This is a genomic window from Shimia sp. R11_0 (assembly GCF_017744035.1).
GTDB classification, from domain to species: domain Bacteria; phylum Pseudomonadota; class Alphaproteobacteria; order Rhodobacterales; family Rhodobacteraceae; genus Shimia; species Shimia marina.
Genome location: NZ_JAGHQY010000001.1, coordinates 381,609 through 401,497, shown reverse-complemented (window position 1 = coordinate 401,497; position 19,889 = coordinate 381,609). Strand labels below are relative to the sequence as shown.

General features: G+C 57.9%; 19 protein-coding genes. 8 read left to right on the top strand and 11 right to left on the bottom strand.

Annotated elements, in window-relative coordinates:
- Positions 1–16 precede the first annotated feature (16 nt).
- Both J7382_RS01765 and J7382_RS01760 read right to left on the bottom strand, forming a co-directional pair.
- Positions 17–1,375 (bottom strand): lytic murein transglycosylase, encoded by a 1,359-nt coding sequence (locus J7382_RS01765; protein WP_209066709.1) that lies wholly within the window; start codon positions 1,373–1,375, stop codon positions 17–19.
- Positions 1,376–1,442: 67 nt separating this feature from the next.
- Entirely contained in the window at positions 1,443–2,153 is a 711-nt protein-coding gene (locus tag J7382_RS01760) for a YafY family protein (RefSeq protein WP_209066708.1), read from the bottom strand.
- Between the two features lie 84 nt (positions 2,154–2,237).
- Between J7382_RS01760 and J7382_RS01755 the strand changes: the two genes are divergently transcribed.
- On the top strand, positions 2,238–2,972 hold the full coding sequence (locus J7382_RS01755) for a glutathione S-transferase family protein (protein ID WP_209066706.1): 735 nt from the start codon (positions 2,238–2,240) through the stop codon (positions 2,970–2,972).
- Here J7382_RS01755 and rnr read toward each other — a convergent pair.
- The 3 genes from rnr to dapE form a co-directional block, all read right to left on the bottom strand.
- Positions 2,953–5,220, bottom strand: coding sequence for a ribonuclease R (rnr, locus tag J7382_RS01750; protein WP_209067553.1), 2,268 nt, complete (start codon positions 5,218–5,220; stop codon positions 2,953–2,955). The two genes, J7382_RS01755 and rnr, sit on opposite strands and share 20 nt — an antisense overlap.
- 109 nt (positions 5,221–5,329) lie before the next feature.
- Positions 5,330–5,878 carry a TIGR04282 family arsenosugar biosynthesis glycosyltransferase gene (locus J7382_RS01745; protein WP_247744815.1) on the bottom strand — a complete coding sequence of 183 codons (549 nt, stop codon included), beginning with the start codon at positions 5,876–5,878 and terminating at the stop codon, positions 5,330–5,332.
- Positions 5,879–5,900: 22 nt separating this feature from the next.
- Entirely contained in the window at positions 5,901–7,046 is a 1,146-nt protein-coding gene (gene dapE / locus J7382_RS01740) for a succinyl-diaminopimelate desuccinylase (RefSeq protein WP_209066702.1), read from the bottom strand.
- Between the two features lie 290 nt (positions 7,047–7,336).
- Between dapE and J7382_RS01735 the strand changes: the two genes are divergently transcribed.
- Both J7382_RS01735 and J7382_RS01730 read left to right on the top strand, forming a co-directional pair.
- Positions 7,337–8,902 (top strand): Hint domain-containing protein, encoded by a 1,566-nt coding sequence (locus J7382_RS01735; protein WP_247744776.1) that lies wholly within the window; start codon positions 7,337–7,339, stop codon positions 8,900–8,902.
- Positions 8,899–10,008 carry a Hint domain-containing protein gene (locus tag J7382_RS01730; RefSeq protein WP_209066700.1) on the top strand — a complete coding sequence of 370 codons (1,110 nt, stop codon included), beginning with the start codon at positions 8,899–8,901 and terminating at the stop codon, positions 10,006–10,008. The genes J7382_RS01735 and J7382_RS01730 overlap by 4 nt, the downstream gene beginning before the upstream one ends.
- Here J7382_RS01730 and J7382_RS01725 read toward each other — a convergent pair whose 3' ends face one another.
- Positions 10,009–10,374, bottom strand: a complete 366-nt coding sequence (locus J7382_RS01725) for a hypothetical protein (RefSeq protein WP_209066699.1) — start codon at positions 10,372–10,374, stop codon at positions 10,009–10,011. It lies immediately after the preceding gene.
- 324 nt (positions 10,375–10,698) lie between these two features.
- Here J7382_RS01725 and J7382_RS01720 point away from each other — a divergent pair, with 324 nt between their 5' ends.
- Together J7382_RS01720 and J7382_RS01715 are read left to right on the top strand one after the other, a co-directional pair.
- Positions 10,699–12,279 (top strand): choice-of-anchor L domain-containing protein, encoded by a 1,581-nt coding sequence (locus J7382_RS01720; protein ID WP_209066698.1) that lies wholly within the window; start codon positions 10,699–10,701, stop codon positions 12,277–12,279.
- 120 nt (positions 12,280–12,399) lie between these two features.
- Complete coding sequence (locus tag J7382_RS01715; protein ID WP_209066697.1) at positions 12,400–13,473, top strand: transporter substrate-binding domain-containing protein; 1,074 nt, start codon at positions 12,400–12,402, stop codon at positions 13,471–13,473.
- Positions 13,474–13,544: 71 nt separating this feature from the next.
- On the opposite strand, the gene dapD is transcribed toward J7382_RS01715, so the two are convergent.
- Positions 13,545–14,372, bottom strand: coding sequence for a 2,3,4,5-tetrahydropyridine-2,6-dicarboxylate N-succinyltransferase (gene dapD / locus J7382_RS01710; RefSeq protein ID WP_209066696.1), 828 nt, complete (start codon positions 14,370–14,372; stop codon positions 13,545–13,547).
- A 79-nt stretch (positions 14,373–14,451) separates the two neighbouring features.
- Positions 14,452–15,375: a threonine/serine dehydratase gene (locus tag J7382_RS01705; RefSeq protein ID WP_209067547.1), complete on the bottom strand. Its 924-nt coding sequence runs from the start codon at positions 15,373–15,375 to the stop codon at positions 14,452–14,454.
- A gap of 75 nt (positions 15,376–15,450) precedes the next feature.
- On the opposite strand from J7382_RS01705, the gene J7382_RS01700 reads away from it, so the two are divergent.
- Positions 15,451–16,284, top strand: a complete 834-nt coding sequence (locus J7382_RS01700; protein WP_209066695.1) for a TIGR00730 family Rossman fold protein — start codon at positions 15,451–15,453, stop codon at positions 16,282–16,284.
- 101 nt (positions 16,285–16,385) lie between these two features.
- Here J7382_RS01700 and J7382_RS01695 read toward each other — a convergent pair whose 3' ends face one another.
- Both J7382_RS01695 and rlmN read right to left on the bottom strand, forming a co-directional pair.
- Positions 16,386–16,775, bottom strand: coding sequence for a phage holin family protein (locus tag J7382_RS01695; protein ID WP_209066694.1), 390 nt, complete (start codon positions 16,773–16,775; stop codon positions 16,386–16,388).
- Positions 16,776–16,846: 71 nt separating this feature from the next.
- Complete coding sequence (gene rlmN, locus J7382_RS01690) at positions 16,847–18,040, bottom strand: 23S rRNA (adenine(2503)-C(2))-methyltransferase RlmN (RefSeq protein WP_209066692.1); 1,194 nt, start codon at positions 18,038–18,040, stop codon at positions 16,847–16,849.
- Between the two features lie 164 nt (positions 18,041–18,204).
- Between rlmN and J7382_RS01685 the strand changes: the two genes are divergently transcribed.
- Complete coding sequence (locus J7382_RS01685; RefSeq protein ID WP_209066690.1) at positions 18,205–18,510, top strand: hypothetical protein; 306 nt, start codon at positions 18,205–18,207, stop codon at positions 18,508–18,510.
- Between the two features lies 1 nt (position 18,511).
- Positions 18,512–19,192: a YafY family protein gene (locus tag J7382_RS01680; protein ID WP_209066687.1), complete on the top strand. Its 681-nt coding sequence runs from the start codon at positions 18,512–18,514 to the stop codon at positions 19,190–19,192.
- A 17-nt stretch (positions 19,193–19,209) separates the two neighbouring features.
- Here J7382_RS01680 and J7382_RS01675 read toward each other — a convergent pair whose 3' ends face one another.
- Positions 19,210–19,866 carry a Hint domain-containing protein gene (locus J7382_RS01675; protein ID WP_209066686.1) on the bottom strand — a complete coding sequence of 219 codons (657 nt, stop codon included), beginning with the start codon at positions 19,864–19,866 and terminating at the stop codon, positions 19,210–19,212.
- Positions 19,867–19,889 lie beyond the last annotated feature (23 nt).

Here is a 19,889-nt window from a genome sequence, read left to right as displayed (position 1 = left end):
CCGGCCTCGGGCAAAGCTAGCGCAGAGATTTCAGAAGCGTCAGAGACGCATAGCCATCTGGCGTGGCTCCCACAGACCTCTGATAGGCCCGCACCGCCTCGATGGTGATCGGGCCAATCTTGCCGTCAACACCCTGTGTGTCAAACCCAGCACGTGTCAGACGACGTTGCAGCTCTTTGCGCTCTTTGAATGTCAAAGCCCGATCGCCACGCGGCCATTTGCCCTGAAACTCGGACCCACCTTTGATGCGGTCGCTGAGATGACCCACACCAATCACATAGGCATCGGCCGCATTGTACCGTTCGATGGCGGCAAAGTTCTTAAAGATCATAAAGGCCACGCCCCGCCCGCCCGCTGGCAGCAGAATTGACGCCTTGCCATGATTGGGCACCTTGCGCCCCTGCATGTCTCGCACCCCAAGACGCGCCCACTCACTTGGGGACTTCTGGATTTTGCGACTGGCCAAAGCGTAATTGAAGCCTTTGGGAAGCTGGACCTCTACGCCCCAGGGCTGCCCTGTCACCCACCCAGAGCGCTTAAGATAAGCGGCTGTGGAGGCCAGCGCATCAGTGGGGTCGTCTGACCAGATGTCACGCTTTCCATCGCCGGTGAAATCCACCGCAAACGCCAGGTAAGACGTGGGAATAAACTGCGTATGTCCCATGGCACCGGCCCAGCTGCCGGTCATATTCTGTGGGCGCACATCCCCGCTTTGAATGATCTTCAGCGCCGCTGTCAGCTGCTGTTCAAAGAATTTACCCCGCCGCCCATCATATGACAGTGTTGCGAGCGCTTCGATGATAGGGGTGGTGCCTTTGTAAGTGCCATAGTTGCTCTCAAGCCCCCAGACAGCCACCACAACCTCTTTGTCCACACCATAATGCGCTTCGATCCGCTCCAGCGTCTTACGATGCTTTTTCAGTGCGGCCTTGCCGTTTTTCACCCGAGTGTCAGACGCAGCACTGTCCAGATACTCCCAGATGGTTTTGGTAAACTCGCTCTGATTGCGGTCTCTTTGAATCACATCGGTGTTGTACTCAACACCGCGAAACGCCCGATCAAAGACCGCCGCACTGATGCCAGCCTTCAGTGCGCGGCTGCGATAGCCATCAATCCAGCGCTGAAACCCTTTGTTTGCCGCCGCCACGGGCTGTGCTTCGGGGGCTTTGATCTCTGGATCTATTGGGCGCAACACGGGACGCTGCGAGGCAACCGGCGCCGCTGTTTTTTGAACATAGGGGATGGTGCCCCCTGATGAGACCACCGTGACGGTCGCCGGCCGCAAAACCGGCCGTAATGATTGCGCTGGTGCTGCCACCGCAGCCACCGCAGTGGTTCCTAAAACTAAACCTACCAAAATACCTTGTACCCACATGGCACTGCTCCTTGCCTGTTTCGGAAACTGTAGCCCGAAGCAAAGACCGGCAAAAGCACTCATCCACTCAGGCGCGGGGATTTGCCGACGTCTGACCTTCCTGCTTCAAACGCGCGCTATACTCCCGCAACATTGGGATCCGCCGGGGGCGGAAGAACTGATCTGTGAGGGTCAGATTGCGCATCCGGTCCAAGCGAAACGCGCGGTAATCCTGCCGCAAATGACAGAACGCCAGCAAGCAATGGGTGAACTGCAGAAAAACGATCGACAGCGGATCGACGGAGCGCGTCGTGCGCTTGCCCGCAGCATCCTCGTAATCAAACCCCACCCTGCGCTCCTCCCATGCCGCCTGTCGCAAGACACCCGCATCAATGGTGATCTCTGGCGGCTCATAAAACCGTTTGGCGCTGAGCACCGCATGTTTGAGACGATGTGCCTGCCCTTCTGGTAAACGCGATTTCAGCTTTGTTAGAGCCGATTTTGCCGCCTGCGCAAGCGATGGATCGCCAACTTCCATAACCTCTTTCAACCCCACCACAAGCGCCTCGATCTCTTCTGGACCAAAGCCAAGCGGCGGCAGTGTCGCGTCTTCAATCAACGTAAAGCCAAACCCGGCCTCGCCGTCAATCACCGCGCCAAGCGCGCGCAGGCTGTCGATATCGCGATAAATCGTGCGCTCTGACACGCCAGTTTCCCGCGCCAGAACCTGCGCCGTGGCAGGTGGCGGCAAATCGCGCAGGGCTTGCATCAACTGGAACAGGCGATCGGTACGGCTCATGATGTCAAGATAATGCACCATGCTGACAAAAACTGACAAGAGGACCGATTACTCCGTCACCATCATTTGACCAAGGAGAAACCCATGCATCTCGTAATGTTCCCCGGCGACGCCACCATGCCGACCTATTCCCCCTTCTGTCTGAAGGCGCTGTGTCTTCTGGAAATGGCGGGCGAAGACTGGCAGCCAGAATACACCACCGATGTTACCGTGGGGCCGCTGGGCAAACTGCCCTTTCTGCGGTTTGAAGACCGTCTGATCCCGGACAGTTCCAACATCGAAGACTTTCTCGCGGCGCGGGGTGCCGATTTCTATCCCGGCCTGTCAGAAGCTGACATCAATCACGCCCATGCGCTGAAAACCATGGTCGAAAACAGCCTTGTTCTGGGCATGGTGCATGACCGCTGGATGCATCCAGATGTCTGGGCCATCATGCGGGAAGCCTTTTTTGCCGAAGCGCCAAGTGAGCTGCGCGACACGCTCGCCGCTCAGGCCCAAGACAGCGTGCGCACCGCCCTCATGGCACAGGGGATCGCGCGTTTCTCGCCTCAAGATCGGCAGGCCCGTTTTGACAAGGATTTGGCTGCAATAGAGACACAATTGGGCGATCAAGAGTTTCTCTTTGGCCCGACACCCAGCGCGGCGGATGCCACAATTGCGCCTGTGCTGGACATGATCCAACGGCTGCCCGCCGAAACAGATCTGCGTCGCGCCGTGGCCGCCAAGCCCACATTCACACCCTATGTCGCACGGGTGCGGGCCGCGATCTACCCGGATATGACACGCCACATGGCGGCGCTCACTTCCGCCGCCGAGTGACTTTGCGTTTGGTCTTGGCCGCCTTGTGCTTTGCCTTGGCGGCCTTGCGCCGCACCGGGCCGCCACGCCCGCGCCCCTTACCGCCACGGCCCGCGCGTTTGACAAGCTCTCCATCCAGCGAGATCAGTTCCAGCGCAATGCCCCCTGTCACAGGCGCCGCTTCGGTCAGCCGCGCGGTCACGCGCTGCCCCAAACCGATGACAATCCCTGTATCAGAGCCTGTCAGCGTGTTGGTTTCCGCGTCAAAATGGAAATATTCCCGCCCCAGCTCACGCATGGGGATCAACCCGTCCGCACCGGTTTCATCCAGCTTCACAAAGACACCAAACCGGGCAATGCCGCTGACCCGTCCGGTAAACTCATTGCCGATGCGCTCTGACATATAGGCCGCCAGATAGCGATCGGTGGTATCGCGCTCTGCCAGCATGGAGCGCCGCTCCGTGTCTGAAATGTGCTGCGCGGTGTTTTCCAGCTTTTCAACCGTCTCCGGACTCAAGCCATCACTCCCCCAGCCATGGGCCGTGATCAGGGCGCGGTGTACAATCAGATCCGCATAGCGCCGGATTGGCGATGTGAAATGCGCATAGGCCCGCAGCGCCAGACCAAAATGGCCAAAGTTCTGCGGCGCATAGTAGGCCTGCGTCATGGAGCGCAGAGTGGACAGGTTGATCAGCTCCGCCTGTTCCGTGCCTGCGGCCGCATCCAGCAGCTGGTTGAGATGGCGGGTTTGCAGCACCTGCCCCTTGGCCAGGGTCAACCCCGCCGCCTGCGCCGTATCACGCAGGGCATTGAGCTTCTCCGGGCTGGGCTCTTCATGCACGCGGAACAGCAGTGGGGATTTCTTGGCAATCAATGTTTCTGCGGCACAGACATTGGCCAGCACCATAAACTCTTCGATTAGCTTATGGGCATCAAAGCGATCACGGAAATTGACCGACAGCACATCGCCCTTGTCGGACAGCTCAATCTTACGCTCTGGCAGGTCCAGCGCCAGCGGCTGACGTTCCGCCTTGGCCTTACTCAGCGCCGCATAGGCCGCATAAAGCGGCGTGATGATCTCTTCCATCAGAGGCGCACAGCGCGCGTTGGGCTGCCCATCCTGCGCCTGCTGCACTTCGCCGTAGTTGAGCGAGGCCACAGAGCGGATCATGGCACGTGTGAAACGGTGACCGATCTTCTTGCCATGGGCATCAATCTGAATGCGTAGGGCCAGCACAGCTCGTGGCACGCCTTCGTGCAAAGAGCAAAGATCGCCAGAGAGCCGATCTGGCAGCATGGGCACAACGCGATCCGGGAAATAGCTTGAGTTGCCCCGTTTGCGCGCCTCGCGATCCAGCGCAGTGTCCGGTGTCACATACTGTGCCACATCAGCAATCGCGACCCAGAGCACATGCCCATCCGGGTTTTTGGGATCATCATCCGCATGGGCCCAACAGGCATCATCGTGATCGCGCGCATCCGCGGGATCAATGGTGACAAACGGCATGTCACGGAGATCTTCCCGCGCGCCCAGAGGCGCAGGTTTGGCTTGATCAGACTCTGATACAACCTCATCGGGGAAAGTATCGGGGATGCCATGTTGGTGAATGGCGATCAGCGACACGGCCTTAGGCGCAGTCGGATCCCCAATACGCGCCACCACACGGGCGCGCGGCAAACCGAGCCGCCCCTTAGGCCCGGATTGCTCGGCCTCAACCAATTCGCCATCCTTGGCGCCTGCGCTCTGTTCAGAGGCCACAGACCATTCTTTACCATCGCCCTTATCAATGGGAAGAATACGCCCGCCTTCGGCCGTCTTGCGGAACAGGCCCAAAACGCGGCGGGGATTGGTGCCAATGCGCCGGATCAGACGCGCTTCATAAACGATCTCGCCCTCGTCCAGCTTTGTCAAACGTCCCAGAATGCGATCCCCGGCCCCCAAGGCCGGATCAGAGGCGCGGGGAAGGACAAGAATTTTGGGCTCTTCCCCCTCGCCATGCCACTCCAATGGGCGCGCAAAAAGATCGCCATCCGCATCCGGCGGCAGGATCTGCAACACGGTCACAGGCGGCAGGCTTTCCGGATCGCGGTAGGTTTTGCGGCGTTTCTGAAGATGTCCCTCCGCCTCCAGCTCTTTGAGCAGGCGTTTGAGATCAATCCGCGCAGCACCTTTAATGCCAAAAGCTTTGGCGATGTCACGTTTGGAAGTGAGGGTCGGGTTCTCGGAAATCCACTCAAGGACTTCTTCTTTGGAAGGCATGGGCATAATCCGGCCCTAACACGGGTTGTGCATAAGGTCACGCGGGAATGGAAGGGGCCAGCCCCTTCTTGGGCCGATAGCCCAATTCATCCCCGGGATATTTCTGGTCAAATGAAGATCAGAGCCGGGCAAGATCGGCGACAGTGTCCACATCTGCCAATGTGGCGATGGTGGCAATTTTCGCATCTTTCAGCGAAGCGCGGCTGTCTGCAAGCGCGTGTTCTGTGGACCAGCGCACATTTTCAAACAGGCCTGCCTTGGGCGCATGTTTCAGCCCCACAAGCCAATAGCCGCCATCCGGGGCCGGGCCAAAAACCGCATCATGGTCGCCCAGCGCGGAAAACGCCTGCGCAATATGAGGCGGCATGATGCCGGGGATATCCGCCCCGATCACACATGTCGGGCCCGACAAGGTTTTAAACTGGCGCGCCATGCGTACGCCCAGATCGCCCTGTCCCTGTGGCACACGCGGCAGATGCGCGGGCCATACCCGCGAGGTCAGCCCCTTGTGATCTGGTGCCACCGCCAGAATGAGCCGCCAGCGCGGATCCTCCAGACGCCGCAGAAGCTGCGCGGATTGATGGCGAAACCACCAGGCTGCTGCTGTCATACCGAGGTCACGCCCCAGGCGGGTTTTCACACGTCCGGGCCGGGGCTCTTTGATCATCACCACAAGATTGGGGCGTGTTTTAGCTGAAATAGTCACTGAGAATCCGGCTGTAGATGGCTTTGAGCTGATGAATTTGCTCCACAGGCACCTGTTCATCCACCTGATGCATGGTTTTGCCCACAAGGCCAAATTCCACCACTGGGCAGTGGTGCTGCACAAAACGAGCGTCTGACGTGCCCCCGGAGGTTGAGAGCTCTGGGCGGCGGCCGGTTTCGGCCTCAACCGCCCTGCCCACCAGATCAGACAGCGCGCCGGGTGGGGTAATGAAACTTTCCCCGGAAATCGTGACTTTCATATCCACCGAAACGCCAGTTTGGGCCGCAATAGTCTCTACTTTTTCTTGCATCCAAGCCGTCAGGGATGCCCCGGAATGGGCGTCATTGAAGCGAATGTTCAGCGTCGCGCGACACTCTGCGGGGATCACATTGGTGGCGGGGTTGCCGGTGTCCATTGTGACCACGGCCAATGTAGAGGCGTCAAAATGATCGGTGCCTGTGTCAAGCTCATGGCTGGCAAGCTGATCCATCAGGCGCGCCATCACCGGCACCGGGTTCTTGGCGCGATGTGGATAGGCCGAATGCCCCTGAACACCCGTAAAAGTGAAGTAGGCGGTCATGGAGCCGCGTCGCCCGATCTTCATCATCTCCCCCATCTCATTGGGGCAGGTTGGCTCCCCCACAAGACAGACCGACATCTGCTCCTGCGCGCCTTCCATATAATCGAGAAGCGCCGTGGTGCCATCAATGGCATCACCTTCTTCATCGCCGGTGATGGTGAGGATAATGGCACCGTCTGGCGGTGTGTTAGAGACAAAATCAATCGCTGCGGCCGCAAAAGCCGCCACGCCGGATTTCATATCCGTGGCCCCACGACCATACATGATACCGTCTTTGATTTCGGCCCCAAACGGGTCCACACTCCAGGCGGCCGCGTCTCCGACAGGCACCACATCGGTGTGTCCATTGAAGCCAAAAGACCGCGCATGCCCCTTATCGCCCCAACGGGCAAAAAGATTGGAGACCGCGCCCCGATCCACCCGTGTGCAATCAAACCCCGCCTCCGAGAGATACCTTTCAAGTAAGGTCAAAGCGCCGCCCTCTTCCGGCGTCACAGATGGGCATTGAATCAACTCTGCAGTCAATGAAGCGGCGTCTGTCTGGCGCATGGATATCCTCTGTCTCTCGCGGTGTTTGTTGTGGGTTGTGGCACAAGCCCGCTTGGCCCGAAAGCCACAATTCGGACACAAAGCGGTGCGCTGCCCTTAACAAATGCCAAAAACTGAGGTTTACTCAAGCCAATAACAAACGACCGAGGCAGGTCACCAGCAGTACGGCTTCTCAAAGCCAAGGATCCCCTCAAAGCGCAGCAGGACATGCGCGGGAATCTATAAGAACGCGCCCCTGTTTGGGCGTGGTCGGTTGCGTGGCGTGCCTCTGGCAGAGGGAGGCGCGCGACATGCCCAGATTGCCAGTGAACACAAACGCGTCCGCAATGCAGATGGCGGAAACGATTTTTGGGGATGACGTTACCATCCTGAATGCCAGTATCAATGTTCAGAACTCATCGTCAGGTATCTACACAAATGGCGATACAATTTCTCCGGGCGTCACCCCCAGCGACGAAGGCGTGATTCTGTCCACTGGTCGTGCCACAAATTTCACCAACAGCAGTGGGGCATTCAACCAGCGCACCAATCGGTCATCCAACACCAACGGTGAAGATGACAATCCGGAGTTCAATGCGCTGGCCGGTGCGCGCACCTTTGACGCCTCTTATCTGGATGTGTCTTTTGAGGCGTCTGAGGCCGGTCAGATGACCATGCAGTTTGTCTTTGCCTCTGAGGAATATCCAGAGTTCACAAACTCCGTCTATCAGGATTTTGTCGCAGTTTCGATCAACGGGAGCTATGTGCCGCTGGCGATTGGCGATGGCGATGTCGATCCGCGCAACATCAATGCGGGTACAAACGAGAGCCTCTTTGTCAACAATACCGGCGGCATCTACAACACCGAGATGGACGGTTTCACACAGACCATGACCCTGACCTTCAACATCAATGAAGGGGTCAATGATCTGAGGATCGTGATCGCGGATGTATCTGACAATCGCTATGACAGTTCCCTGCTGATTGCAGGCGGGTCCGTACAGACATCTCTGGTCGCCAATACAGATACCATAAATCTGGGCCTAAACGGCACACGCACGGTCAATATCTTGGCCAATGATGTGAATAACACCGGCAACAGCCTTACGATCACCCATATTCTGGGCCAACCCGTGAGCGCCGGGTCCACCGTGACCCTGCCCAGCGGCCAACAGATCACCGTGAATGGCAATGGCACCCTCACCTTGGTGGGGGACAATGATACAGAGGTGGTCAACTTCACCTATACGGTGGATGACGGCAACGGCACCACGGATGTGGGGTTTGTCACCGTCAATCAGGCCCCCTGCTTCACCGCAGGCACCTTTATTCGCACCCCCAATGGCGAAGTCCCGGTGGAGTGCCTTGAAATTGGCGATCTGGTAGAGACACTGGACAATGGTCCGCAGCCCATCCGCTGGATCGGCCGCCGTGAAGTGCCCGCAGAAGGCAAACTGGCGCCCATACATATTGCCGCCAATACCTTTGGAGAACATCGTGCGCTGGCGCTGTCGCCACTACACCGGGTGCTGGTACAAAATGCCTGGGCAGAGCTGTTGTTTGGCGAAGAGCAGGTGCTTGTGGCCGCCAGGGATTTGGTGAACGACACCACCGTCACCCGTGTTGCTGGCGGCACCGTGGAATACGTACATATTCTCTTTGACGAGCATCAGATCGTGTTCTCAGAGAAGCTGGCCACTGAGAGTTTCCTGCCCGGCCCTCAAACGAAAGCCAGCTTTGAACCTGAGATCGTAGAGGAAATCGCGTCCATTTTCCCGGAAATGGATATGCACACCGGCACCGGCTATGGGCCAATGGCCCGCCGTGGTCTGCGCGCCTATGAAGTGGCCGCCCTCAGCAACTGGGCCGCAGAATGAGTTGGATCGGATTGACAGATGGGCAAAACAGTTGGTTTGCCCCTGACGGTCTTGCGCAGCTGTGCAACGACCAGACCGCAGAACAGCTGCCTGCGCCCCACATGGCTTCCAATGTACCTCTGCCACAAGGCAGTCTCGTGGCGGAAACCCATGTGTCACCTTATGATCGGCCGCAGACCTTGCTGGGTGTCACCTCGCCCGATGGCACAGGTTTCCGGCTGACGTTGCAGGCGGTGCCGGGGGGTGGCGTTGTGCTGGTGATCCACAAGGATGACAAGACCTGCCACGCAGCCGTCAATCTGGATACAGGCGGGCGGGCGGATGTCCTGCGCGTGACCTATTCATGGGAAACCTCCCATGGGCTTGGTCGGTTGACGGTGGAACAACCCGGCACCTTCCGCGTCATACAGCGCACCCTTGAAGACCCTGTGGCCCTGAGCCTGCAAGACATGGAGATCTGCATTCAAACCGAGGGCGCGCGCGTCATGTCCAGTGACATGTCCTTTCTGGCCACCTCAAACCGCATCGAACCCATCGGGCCCATGCCAAGCCTTGCGGCAGACGTTCCCATCATGACCGCAGATGGCTATCGTCTGGCGGGGCGTTTGCAGCGCGGTGACGTGGTACAGACCGCCTCCGGGGCGCTGGTTCCGATCTTGGCAAAGGTCATCCGCACCGTGCCCGCTGCCGGTCAATTCACTCCCATCCGCCTGCGTGCGCCCTATTTCGGATTGTCACAGGATATTGTCACAAGCCCGGTACAGCGGCTGGTCATCGGCGGAAGTCGTGTAGAATATATGTTTGGCGCAGAGCATGTCTTGGTGCCCGCAGGCCATCTTTTGCATGGCAAGGCCGCCACCCGCGGCAGCCATTTGCCGCTCACCACCTATTGCCAGTTCTTACTGCCAGATCACGAAGCCATTCTGGCTGCCGGCACCTTTGTGGAAAGTCTCAACATAGGACGTCTGCGTCGACGGCGTGACATCCTGCGCGCCAGTATGATGTGGCAGTTTCCAAGCGCGCGTCTCCCTGAACATGCGCGCGCGGCCTATCCTGAATTGCGAGAATTTGACGCGCTCACCTTGGCGGCTCAACGCGCTGCATGATCAATGTTCGGTTTGTTCACTTTCGCTTTCTTCCCCATGGAAGAAAGGCGTCATCTGGGCGACAACCACAGAATTTTCATCCAACGCCCGCTGCATCAGCGCCCGTTCCTGACCATCAATTTCATGCCCCTGGGCTTCACGCTCTTCAATGGTACCATATCCGGTCACGTCCAGCGGGTTGAGGTCTGCCTGCTTGAGAATGGCCACGGTCTCGCGCACGGCTTCTGCTTCATCCACGCCACTGGCATAAATCATCAAAGCACCCCCCGTGGCCTCCTCCGGCAGACCATCGCCATCCTTGCGCCCAACCTGCACCAACAGCGTGTAGACCTGTTGGCGGTTCTTCTTTTTCTTCTCTGTGGTCATGTTCACGCCTTTCCTGATGACTCTGCCCTTAACGCGCGCCGGGGTTGCCGGTCAACTCCTGGCCCAATGCGGACCCTGAGCAAGCTCCATTCCATCAAGTTTTAAATACTATTCCGCCCTCCTCCAAAGCGGTCAGTCACCTTTTTGAAAGAGTTCCATCTCAATCTTTGCGAGTACATTGCGTCGCATTGCACGCTTTAAGAGTTGCACTTTCCCAAAAGCCAGCCGTCGGCTTGCTGAGCAGCGCTTAGAAAACAGATGAGGACGCAAGGCCCCAAAGTATCAGGGGCACCAACTATTTTATAGATCACCACGGAGAGCACTATGCCGACTGCGTCCGAACTCCCTATTGATACAAATGCAACCGATATGGAAATGGCCGAAGCAATTTTCGGCACTGGGATAGAAATCAAGTCTGCGAGTTACACTGGGCATAGCCAATCATCTGGCATTTACTCCGATGGCGATGATGTCGCATCCGCACTGACGCCGTCAGATACCGGCGTGATCCTGTCCACTGGACGCGCCGCATCTGTCACTAACAGCTCTGGTGACGCGAATATTTCTCACAGTACAACCGGGCGTATGTACACCAAAGGTGACAAAGACCTGAGCGAGCTCGGTGGTGGCAAAAGCTATGACGCCGCAGTTCTGGAAGCCAGCTTCGTACCCGAGGGCAACACGCTGACCATGCAGGTGGTGTTTTCTTCCGAAGAATATCTCGAATGGGTCGATACCGGGTTCAACGACGCGGTCGGCATTTGGGTCAACGGCGAACCCGCTACGCTCACTGTGGGTGACGGCGATATCACAATCGACAACATCAACACTGAGGACAACAGCAACCTCTATATCGACAACCCCGCTTCTGGCGAAGTGGCCAATACCGAAATGGATGGGTTGACCATCACGCTCACCCTCAAAGCACCGGTCAAGGCAGGAGAGGTGAACACGATCAAGATCGGCATTGCCGACATCGGCGACCGCAGCTACGATTCAAATCTGTTGATCGCCGGAAATTCGGTGCAATCCGCCTTGATTGCCACAGATGATGCCGTGGACATTGCCAGTGGTGCGACACGCACTGTGGATGTGCTCTCAAATGATTCGGGTCCAGACGGGGCCACCCTGACAATCACCCACATCAACGGTCAGGAAGTCAGCGCAGGCGACAGCGTCACACTGGCCACTGGCGAGGTGGTGACCCTCAATCCGGATGGCACGCTCTCCATCACCACCGACGACGATCTGGGCACCAACGTCTTCACCTATCAAGTTGAAGATTCAGAGGGCAACACCGACACCGGCTTTGTAAAAGTAACGACCACAACGGCGCCCTGCTTTGTGGCTGGCACAAAAATTGTCACCCAATCGGGGCTCGTGCAGGTCGAAGAACTCAAACCGGGTATGAAAGTGCTGACTCGTGACAACGGGTTTCAATCCTTGGTATGGCTCGGAACCAGTACGCGCATAGCAATGGGCAAAGACGCGCCCATTCACTTCGCCAAGGGCGCACTTGGCACACATGACGCAGTTGAATTTTCTCCCAATCACCGCATTCTTTTGAAATCTTCACGCGCTGCGATGCTATTTGGCGAGTCCGAAGTGCTGGTGAAGGCGAAGGACCTGGTGAACGGCGCTTCCATCACTATTCGCGAGGATTGCGCGCCAGTGACCTATGTGCACCTGCTGTTTGAACGCCATGAAATCGTGCGCGCCAATGGTTTGGACAGCGAAAGCTATCATCCGGGGCAGGAAACTCTGGACAGTTTTGATCTCGAAACCCGCGATGAAATCCTGCGATTGATGCCAAACACCGACGCGCTCATGGGATACGGCTATGGTCCGTCTGCCCGTATTTCGCTGCGCGCTTTTGAGGCACAAGCGCTCATAACCGCCGCATAGCATCAAAGTGGGGGGGATTGCGTGGCTTTTGCGCCATGCACCTGAAAGTCTGGCATTCCGGCGGTTGACCCAATGCAAAAAGGCGCGCAAGGGAAAGCCGGAACAATCCCGGTACTGTCCATGCGCTTCCTTGCCGCCGCTTTTTTCACGCTTCTGACATGTTTCCAACTGACGGTGCCCGCCTGGGCGCAATCAGGCGAAACACTTGTCTTTGCGACAGTGGATCGTCCCCCCTTCGCAATTCTCGAAGAGTCAGGACCAGCCGGTTTCAGCATCGACCTCATGCGCGCCATCGGAGACGATCTGGGCATGAACATCCGTTTTGCCACCCAAGACAGTTTCGCCGATATGCTGGAGGTGGTGCAAAGCGGGACGGTCGATGGGGCGATTGCCAATATCTCCATCACCGCCTCTCGCGAAACCATCATGGATTTCAGCCAGCCGATCTTTGAAAGCGGTATTCAGATCCTGATGCCCGCCGAAGCAGGCACGCTGGCCCGTGTTGGCGGCCTGCTCACGCGGGAAATCCTCACCGCCATCTTGGTGGCCATGGGGCTGCTGTTTGGTGGCGGTATGATCATGTGGGTCTTTGAAAGACACCATCAGACCTATTTTGACCGCCCCGCCAAAGACGCGCTTTTTCCCTCGTTCTGGTGGGCCCTCAATCTGGTGGTGAACGGCGGCTTTGAAGAGCGCATGCCACAATCCCGTCCGGGGCGGTTTTTCGCGGTGCTTCTGGTGATTTCAAGCCTCTTTGTGGTATCGGTCTTTGTGGCCACCATCACCGCAGCCGTGACCGTCGAAGTGCTGCATGACTCCGTCGATTCCATCAATGATTTGGATGGGCGCAATGTCGGCTCTGTCGAAGGCTCAACCAGTGCGCGCTTCCTTGACACCCGTGACATTCGGTTCCGCGCCTACACCACACCGCAAGACATGCTCGCAGCCTTTCAAGAGGGCACCATCGACTCTGCCGTGTTTGACGGCCCCATCCTCGCCTATTTTGTGCGCAACGAAGCGCGCAATTCTGCCCGGCTGATTGAGCGCGTCTATCGCCCGGAAAACTACGGCATCGCCCTCCCCACCGGCAGCGCCCTACGTGAAGCGATTGATCAATCGCTGCTCAAACTGCGCGAAGATGGCACCTATGATACCCTGTTGGAAAAGTGGTTTGGGGCCACCTTCCGCCGATAGCCGCCCACCACATAGCAAAAGCCCGCCTGACACAGCAGACGGGCTTTCACTTTCATTCCTCACGCCGAGGTTTAGTCGCGCAGCAACTCGTTGATGCCTGTCTTGGAGCGGGTTTTCTCGTCCACGCGCTTCACAATCACCGCGCAATAGAGGCTGACACCGTTCTTGGACGGCATGGAACCCGCAACAACCACCGAGTACGGCGGCACTTCGCCATACATCACTTCACCGGTTTCCCGATCCACAATCTTGGTGGACTGACCGATGAATACGCCCATGCCCAGTACGGAGCCTTCACGCACGATACAGCCTTCCACGACCTCAGAACGCGCGCCAATGAAACAGTTGTCTTCAATGATGGTTGGTCCAGCCTGCATCGGCTCCAGCACGCCACCAATGCCAACGCCGCCGGACAGGTGCACGTTTTTGCCGATCTGCGCACAAGAGCCAACTGTGGCCCATGTGTCGACCATAGTGCCTTCAGCAACATAGGCCCCCAGGTTTACAAAAGACGGCATCAGCACCACACCCGGCGCGATAAAGGCGGATTTGCGCACAACACAGTTCGGCACGGCACGGAAACCCGCCGCCTGCCACTGGTTTTCACCCCAGCCTTTGAACTTGCTGTCCACCTTGTCCCACCAGCCGGAGCCCTGTGGGCCACCGTCCTGCAGCTCCATATCCTTGATGCGGAAGCCGAGCAGAACCGCTTTCTTGGCCCATTGGTTCACATGCCAGTCGCCGCTTTCCAGCTTTTCCGCTACGCGCAGGCTGCCGCTGTCTAGAGCGTTCAGCGTGTCTTCAATTGCTTCGCGGGTTTCGCCGGTGGTGGCAGATGTGATCGTATCGCGCGCATCCCATGCGGCTTCGATGGCTTGTTCCAGTTGGGCATTCGACATGTTGGTAAGGCTCCGGATGACTTGGATTTGAGCTGTTCTAACGAGATCAGGCGCAGGCGTCACGCCTTCTTTGCGACGCTTATTGGAAAGGGTCCGGCGCAATATTGGCGCCACAGACCAAGACAGCCACTTTTTCGCCCGGCGCAGGCACATAGGCGCCCGACATCAAGGCCGCAAGCGCCGTCGCCCCTGCGGGCTCCACCAACTGGCGGTGACCACGCCAAAGCGCCTCTTGGGCGCGGGTGATCGCCGCATCTGTCACCAAAACAGACTCCGCACCAGAGGACACGGCAAGGTCAAAACAGATCTGTCCAATCTTGCGCGCACCAAGCGCATTGGCGGCCACACCAGAGACGTCCACATCCACAGGCGCGCCCGCAGACAAGGCCGCATTCAGCGCACAGGAGGTTTCCGGCTCTACCGCCACAATGCGGCGACGGCCATCAAACCAGGCCATCGCCCCGCCAATCAGCCCGCCGCCACCCACGGCAATCAGCACCGTATCTGCATCCAAGCCCTGCGCGTCCCATTCCAGCGCAACGGTGCCCTGTCCTGCAACCGTGCCCAAAGCATCATAGGCGTGGATCTGCATCGCACCGGTGTCTTGCTCATAGGCCAAAGCCTGCTCCAGAGCCTCCGCATAGGCCCCCGGCACCACCACCAGATCCGCCCCGGCATCACGGATCAGCGCTACTTTGGCAGGTCCCGCCATCTCCGGCACATAAATCCGCGCCTTGTGTCCCAGCTTATGCGCCGCATAGGCCACCGCCGCACCATGATTGCCGCCAGAGGCCGCCACCAGTCCGGCTTCCGGAACCTTGGATGACAACAGCGTATTAAACGCACCACGGGCCTTGAACGTGCCGGTGTGCTGCATCTGCTCCAGCTTCATTTGCACCGGATAAGACAGGGCAAATCCCTCTGTGATGGTCACAACAGGCGTGCGCAACACATGCCCTTTGATGCGCTCAGCAGCCGCTGTAATTTCCGCGCTCCAATCCATTTTCACATCCCTGTCACTGGTTTTGTCCGCGCGAACCCTATAGGCCTGAGACACACGCGCAAGAAGGATCACACCATGAAAGACGATCGCCGTCATCCGCTCTCTGATGCGCATTCAGACCGCGAATCCGCCGCCCATGTCCCCGACACTCCGCAAACCCGTGCGCCCTCCTACCGGCTGGCCTTTGCGGATGAGGATTTTCTCTGTCGTCCGGAGCTGCGCCCTGTGCGCCTGCAACTGGAGCTCCTGAAACCGGAGCTGGCGCTGGATGCCCACGGCATTGAAAGCACCGTTGTGCTGTTTGGGGGCGCCCGCATCCCCGAGCCGGCCAAGAAAGACAGCGCCCGCACGCAGACCCTGGCCGAGCTGTCGCGCTTTTATGACGAAGCCCGCAAATTTGCCAAGATCATGACCGAAACCGGCGATGGCAATGAGAATGTGATCGTCACCGGGGGTGGCCCCGGCGTGATGGAAGCAGGCAACCGTGGCGCGGTTGAAGCCGGGGGGCGCTCCATTGGCCTCAACATCGTTCTGCCCCATGAGCAGGCCCCAAATGAATATGTCACGCCGGATCTCTGCTTCAATTTCCACTATTTCGCCATTCGGAAAATGCACTTCCTGATGCGCGCCAATGCGATCTGCGTATTCCCCGGTGGCTTTGGCACATTGGATGAACTGTTTGAAGCGCTGACGCTCATTCAGACCGGGCGCATGCAACGCGTGCCCTTCCTGCTGTTTGGGCGCGCCTTCTGGGAAAAGATCATCAACTGGGACGCTCTGTCTGATGCCGGCACCATTTCCGAAGATGATCTGGAACTGTTCCGCTTCGTGGAAACCGCCGAAGAGGCCGTGGACGCGCTCAACAACTGGCAGGATTTTTCCCGCCGTGAGGCCCTGCCGGGGCGCTGATCCCCAAAAATCATAGCCTATAGACTGGCAAAACGCCCCGCAGAAATCCGGGGCGTTTTTCGTTGGGCGCCATGCGCCTTATGTCTTAGGTGTTTTCGGCTTTATGCCTTGGGCTTTGCCACCGCCAGAGAGGGGAAGAGATACTTGGGAAGCAAAACCCCCGCAATCAGCGCCCCAAGCCAGACAATCAGCGTCGCCGCCAAAAGGTTGGCAATACCACCAATGGCAAAATCACTCACCAGCAGCTCCGTGATCAAAAGACCCGCAAAGGTCACAACCAAAGAAATCCCACCCAGCAATTCCGGGATCTTCTTTTCGGACAATTTGCGGATGATCGGCAAGAGAACAACCGACACCACCGTGAACACCAAGACAACAATGACGCCGCCCAGCAACCCGATGGAAAATCCGGGCAAGAGCAGGCTGGCAAGAACCAAGCCAACAGCATTGGCAATCAAATGGGCGGCGGCAGACAAAACAAACTTGGGCATGGGGTGCCTCTCCTCATGGAAATCCCCCCAATCCTACCGAGTTTCTTTTATGGGTCCAAGCCGTTACGCAGTCAGCCCTGCGTCATACCCGCTTCGGCCTCAATCTGTTTGCGTGATTTACGGGCTCGTTCCGTTGCGGATTTGAGCTGACCACAGGCCGCCATGATATCTTCACCGCGGGTTTTGCGGATCGGGGAGGCATAGCCCGCCTGATAGATGATGTTGGCAAATGCACGAATACGGTTGTTGGAGCTGCGCTTATAGGGCGCGCCGGGCCATTCATTGAACGGAATAAGATTGATCTTGGCCGGGATGTTGTAGCGTTTGATGTGATCAATCAGACGATGCGCATCCTCATCACTGTCATTCACCCCATCCAGCATCACATACTCAAATGTAATGCGCTCAGAATTGGACACTTTGGGATAATCCGCCAGCGCTTGCAGCAGCTCATCAATTTTCCAACGTTTGTTGATCGGCACCAGCACGTCACGCACATCATCCGTGGTGGCATGGAACGAGATCGCCAAGAGGCATCCGATTTCTTCGGCTGTGCGCGCGATTTCCGGCACCACACCCGATGTGGACAGCGTGATGCGGCGACGGGACAGCGAAATACCTTCCGGGTCCATCGCAATCTTCATCGCATCGCGCACATTGTCGAAGTTATAAAGCGGCTCTCCCATGCCCATCAGCACGATATTGGACAGCAGACGCGTTTCATCTTTGGGCGCGCCCGGCACAGGCCACTCTTCCAGATCGTCGCGCGCCATCATCAGCTGGCCGATGATCTCCGCTGAGGTCAGATTGCGCACCAGTTTCTGTGTCCCGGTGTGACAGAAAGAACAGGTCAGCGTGCAGCCCACTTGGGAAGAGATACACAGCGTGCCGCGATCATCCTCGGGGATGTAGACCACCTCAACCTCATGCCCACCGGCAATGCGCACCAGATATTTGCGCGTGCCATCCTCAGACACCTGTTTGGTGATCACCTCAGGAATAGCAATCTCAAAGGTTTCATCCAGCTCGGCGCGATAGGCTTTGGACAGGTTGGTCATCGCATGAAAATCACGCACGCCCCACTGGTAGATCCACTGCCAGATCTGGCCCACCCGCATCTTGGCCTGCTTTTCTTTGGTGCCATTCGCAATCAGCGTTTCGCGCATCTGCTCACGCGTCAACCCAACGAGGTTGATCTTGCCACCTTCCGGCAGCTTGCGGGGAATGGTCATCACGTCCTGCGTGATTGGCGCGGAGGTACTCATGGCTCTGGGACTCATCTGGGAATTCAAGCGCTGCAGATACACCATTTAAGGGCTTTTGCAAATATTGCCAGAAAACACCCTTAACATCGTGATCAACTGACAGACCCTGTCAGTTGGCATGTGCGACAGACAACGCATCACATGACACAGAAAAGGAGCACCCCATGTCCGTGATTGAAATCGTGCGCTTTCGCCTGAACGCTGGCGTCACCTCGACACAGGCCACAGCTGCTTGGGAAAAGTCCCAGAGCTTTGTCCAAAGCCAGCCCGGCTTTCTGCGCCGCCGCCTTGCCACAACCTCAGACGGGGAATGGCTCGACGAAGTGGAATGGGAAAGCCTTGATCACGCCCATGCCGCAAGCGCGGCGTTTGATCCGGAGGCCCATCCGGAATTGATGGACCTCGTGGCCATTCTGGATCAGACTTCCATGACCATGACCCATTACACCATCCAAGGCAGATCGTCTTAAAATGCGGCGGACCGATCGACTGTTTGAACTGATCCAATGCCTTCGGGATGGGCGGCTGCACACGGCCTCCGCTCTGGCAGAACAAATGGAAGTGTCGGTCCGCACCATTTACCGCGATATGGACACGCTGGTGGCCTCTGGCATTCCCGTGGAGGGAGAACGCGGGGTCGGCTATATTTTGCGCGCGCCCGTGTTCATGACTCCGATGTCACTGACCCAAGTGGAACTGGAAGCCCTGCATCTCGGCGCGGCGCTGGTGCGTCAGACCGCAGATGCCGAACTGCAGCAGGCGGCCGCGCGAGTGCTCACCAAAGTAGACCAAGCCATGCCAGAGCCCATGTCAGGCACGCAAGATGGGTTTGGCAAAGAGATTTTTGCCGCGCCTGCCGTGGCCGCAAGTTTTGCCAATATGCCCATATTGCGCCAAGCCATTCGGGAACAGGAAGTTTTGCTGATCGCCTACGACACCCTCGACGGGCGGCACAGCCGCAGGCATATACGCCCCTTGCAAATGGAATATTGGGGACGCGCTTGGACCTGCACGGCCTGGTGTGAATTGCGCGCCGATTTTCGCGTCTTCCGCATCGACAACATTCAAACAATTCTGCGCACCAATAGGCGTTTTGAGATCACAGCAGAGACCTCCTTGTCACGCTATATGGAACGTTTTGCGTCTGAGTAGTCTCTTTTTATTGCAACCTACGCCCGGTTTCTGACAGCCACCACACGCGCCGCTTCCTGCCGGTCAAGCCGACGGCGCCATTTGTCAGACCGCGCTTCCAGTGCGAGAAGCTCAGGGAACAGACGCGCCATGTCATCTGCCTGAACTGTCTCAAACAGATGGATGCTGTCCTGCACATGCCGCATGTCCACCTGTAGCCCATCCACCGTCAAAATCTGCGGCGTATCACAAAGCACCAGATAATATTCGTGAAGATCGCCCCCAACGTCGCCACCGGTCTGATCCTCTGTGATGCCGCGCCACCCGATCAGATCCCGCACCGGCACCAGCACTTCATGCGCGCCAAACACCGCATCAAACTCTGCGCCACGCATCCAAATCCGGGCTTCTGGCGACAAATAACAGTTGCGCACAGGCACATTGCGCCCCAGGGCCCCAGCCGGCACCATCACAGAGGGTGTATCCGCACGAAGCCGCCCCAACCAGCGCAGCGGCATCAGCCCCTTATCACGACTGACCAGATCATCACCAATTTGCAGGGTTTCCACAGCCTTTTCACCATGGCGCGTGGCGATCTTTGCCCCCCGGCGCACAAGACTGAGGCCGGTCCCCGCGATGTCGATCCCCTGTGATGTGGCCTCCGCTGCGGTCTGTCCCGAATATGCCTGTGCCATTGCCTGCTCTCCCATGATCCATA

Bases quoted from the DNA above. Each gene is read 5' to 3' on its own strand.
- J7382_RS01765 (WP_209066709.1), bottom strand. From the start codon at position 1,375: ATGTGGGTACAAGGTATTTTGGTAGGTTTAGTTTTAGGAACCACTGCG.
- J7382_RS01760 (WP_209066708.1), bottom strand. From the start codon at position 2,153: ATGAGCCGTACCGATCGCCTGTTCCAGTTGATGCAAGCCCTGCGCGAT.
- J7382_RS01755 (WP_209066706.1), top strand. From the start codon at position 2,238: ATGCATCTCGTAATGTTCCCCGGCGACGCCACCATGCCGACCTATTCC.
- J7382_RS01745 (WP_247744815.1), bottom strand. From the start codon at position 5,878: ATGATCAAAGAGCCCCGGCCCGGACGTGTGAAAACCCGCCTGGGGCGT.
- dapE (WP_209066702.1), bottom strand. From the start codon at position 7,046: ATGCGCCAGACAGACGCCGCTTCATTGACTGCAGAGTTGATTCAATGC.
- J7382_RS01735 (WP_247744776.1), top strand. From the start codon at position 7,337: ATGCCCAGATTGCCAGTGAACACAAACGCGTCCGCAATGCAGATGGCG.
- J7382_RS01730 (WP_209066700.1), top strand. From the start codon at position 8,899: ATGAGTTGGATCGGATTGACAGATGGGCAAAACAGTTGGTTTGCCCCT.
- J7382_RS01725 (WP_209066699.1), bottom strand. From the start codon at position 10,374: ATGACCACAGAGAAGAAAAAGAAGAACCGCCAACAGGTCTACACGCTG.
- J7382_RS01720 (WP_209066698.1), top strand. From the start codon at position 10,699: ATGCCGACTGCGTCCGAACTCCCTATTGATACAAATGCAACCGATATG.
- J7382_RS01715 (WP_209066697.1), top strand. From the start codon at position 12,400: ATGCGCTTCCTTGCCGCCGCTTTTTTCACGCTTCTGACATGTTTCCAA.
- dapD (WP_209066696.1), bottom strand. From the start codon at position 14,372: ATGTCGAATGCCCAACTGGAACAAGCCATCGAAGCCGCATGGGATGCG.
- J7382_RS01705 (WP_209067547.1), bottom strand. From the start codon at position 15,375: ATGGATTGGAGCGCGGAAATTACAGCGGCTGCTGAGCGCATCAAAGGG.
- J7382_RS01700 (WP_209066695.1), top strand. From the start codon at position 15,451: ATGAAAGACGATCGCCGTCATCCGCTCTCTGATGCGCATTCAGACCGC.
- J7382_RS01695 (WP_209066694.1), bottom strand. From the start codon at position 16,775: ATGCCCAAGTTTGTTTTGTCTGCCGCCGCCCATTTGATTGCCAATGCT.
- rlmN (WP_209066692.1), bottom strand. From the start codon at position 18,040: ATGAGTACCTCCGCGCCAATCACGCAGGACGTGATGACCATTCCCCGC.
- J7382_RS01685 (WP_209066690.1), top strand. From the start codon at position 18,205: ATGTCCGTGATTGAAATCGTGCGCTTTCGCCTGAACGCTGGCGTCACC.
- J7382_RS01680 (WP_209066687.1), top strand. From the start codon at position 18,512: ATGCGGCGGACCGATCGACTGTTTGAACTGATCCAATGCCTTCGGGAT.
- J7382_RS01675 (WP_209066686.1), bottom strand. From the start codon at position 19,866: ATGGCACAGGCATATTCGGGACAGACCGCAGCGGAGGCCACATCACAG.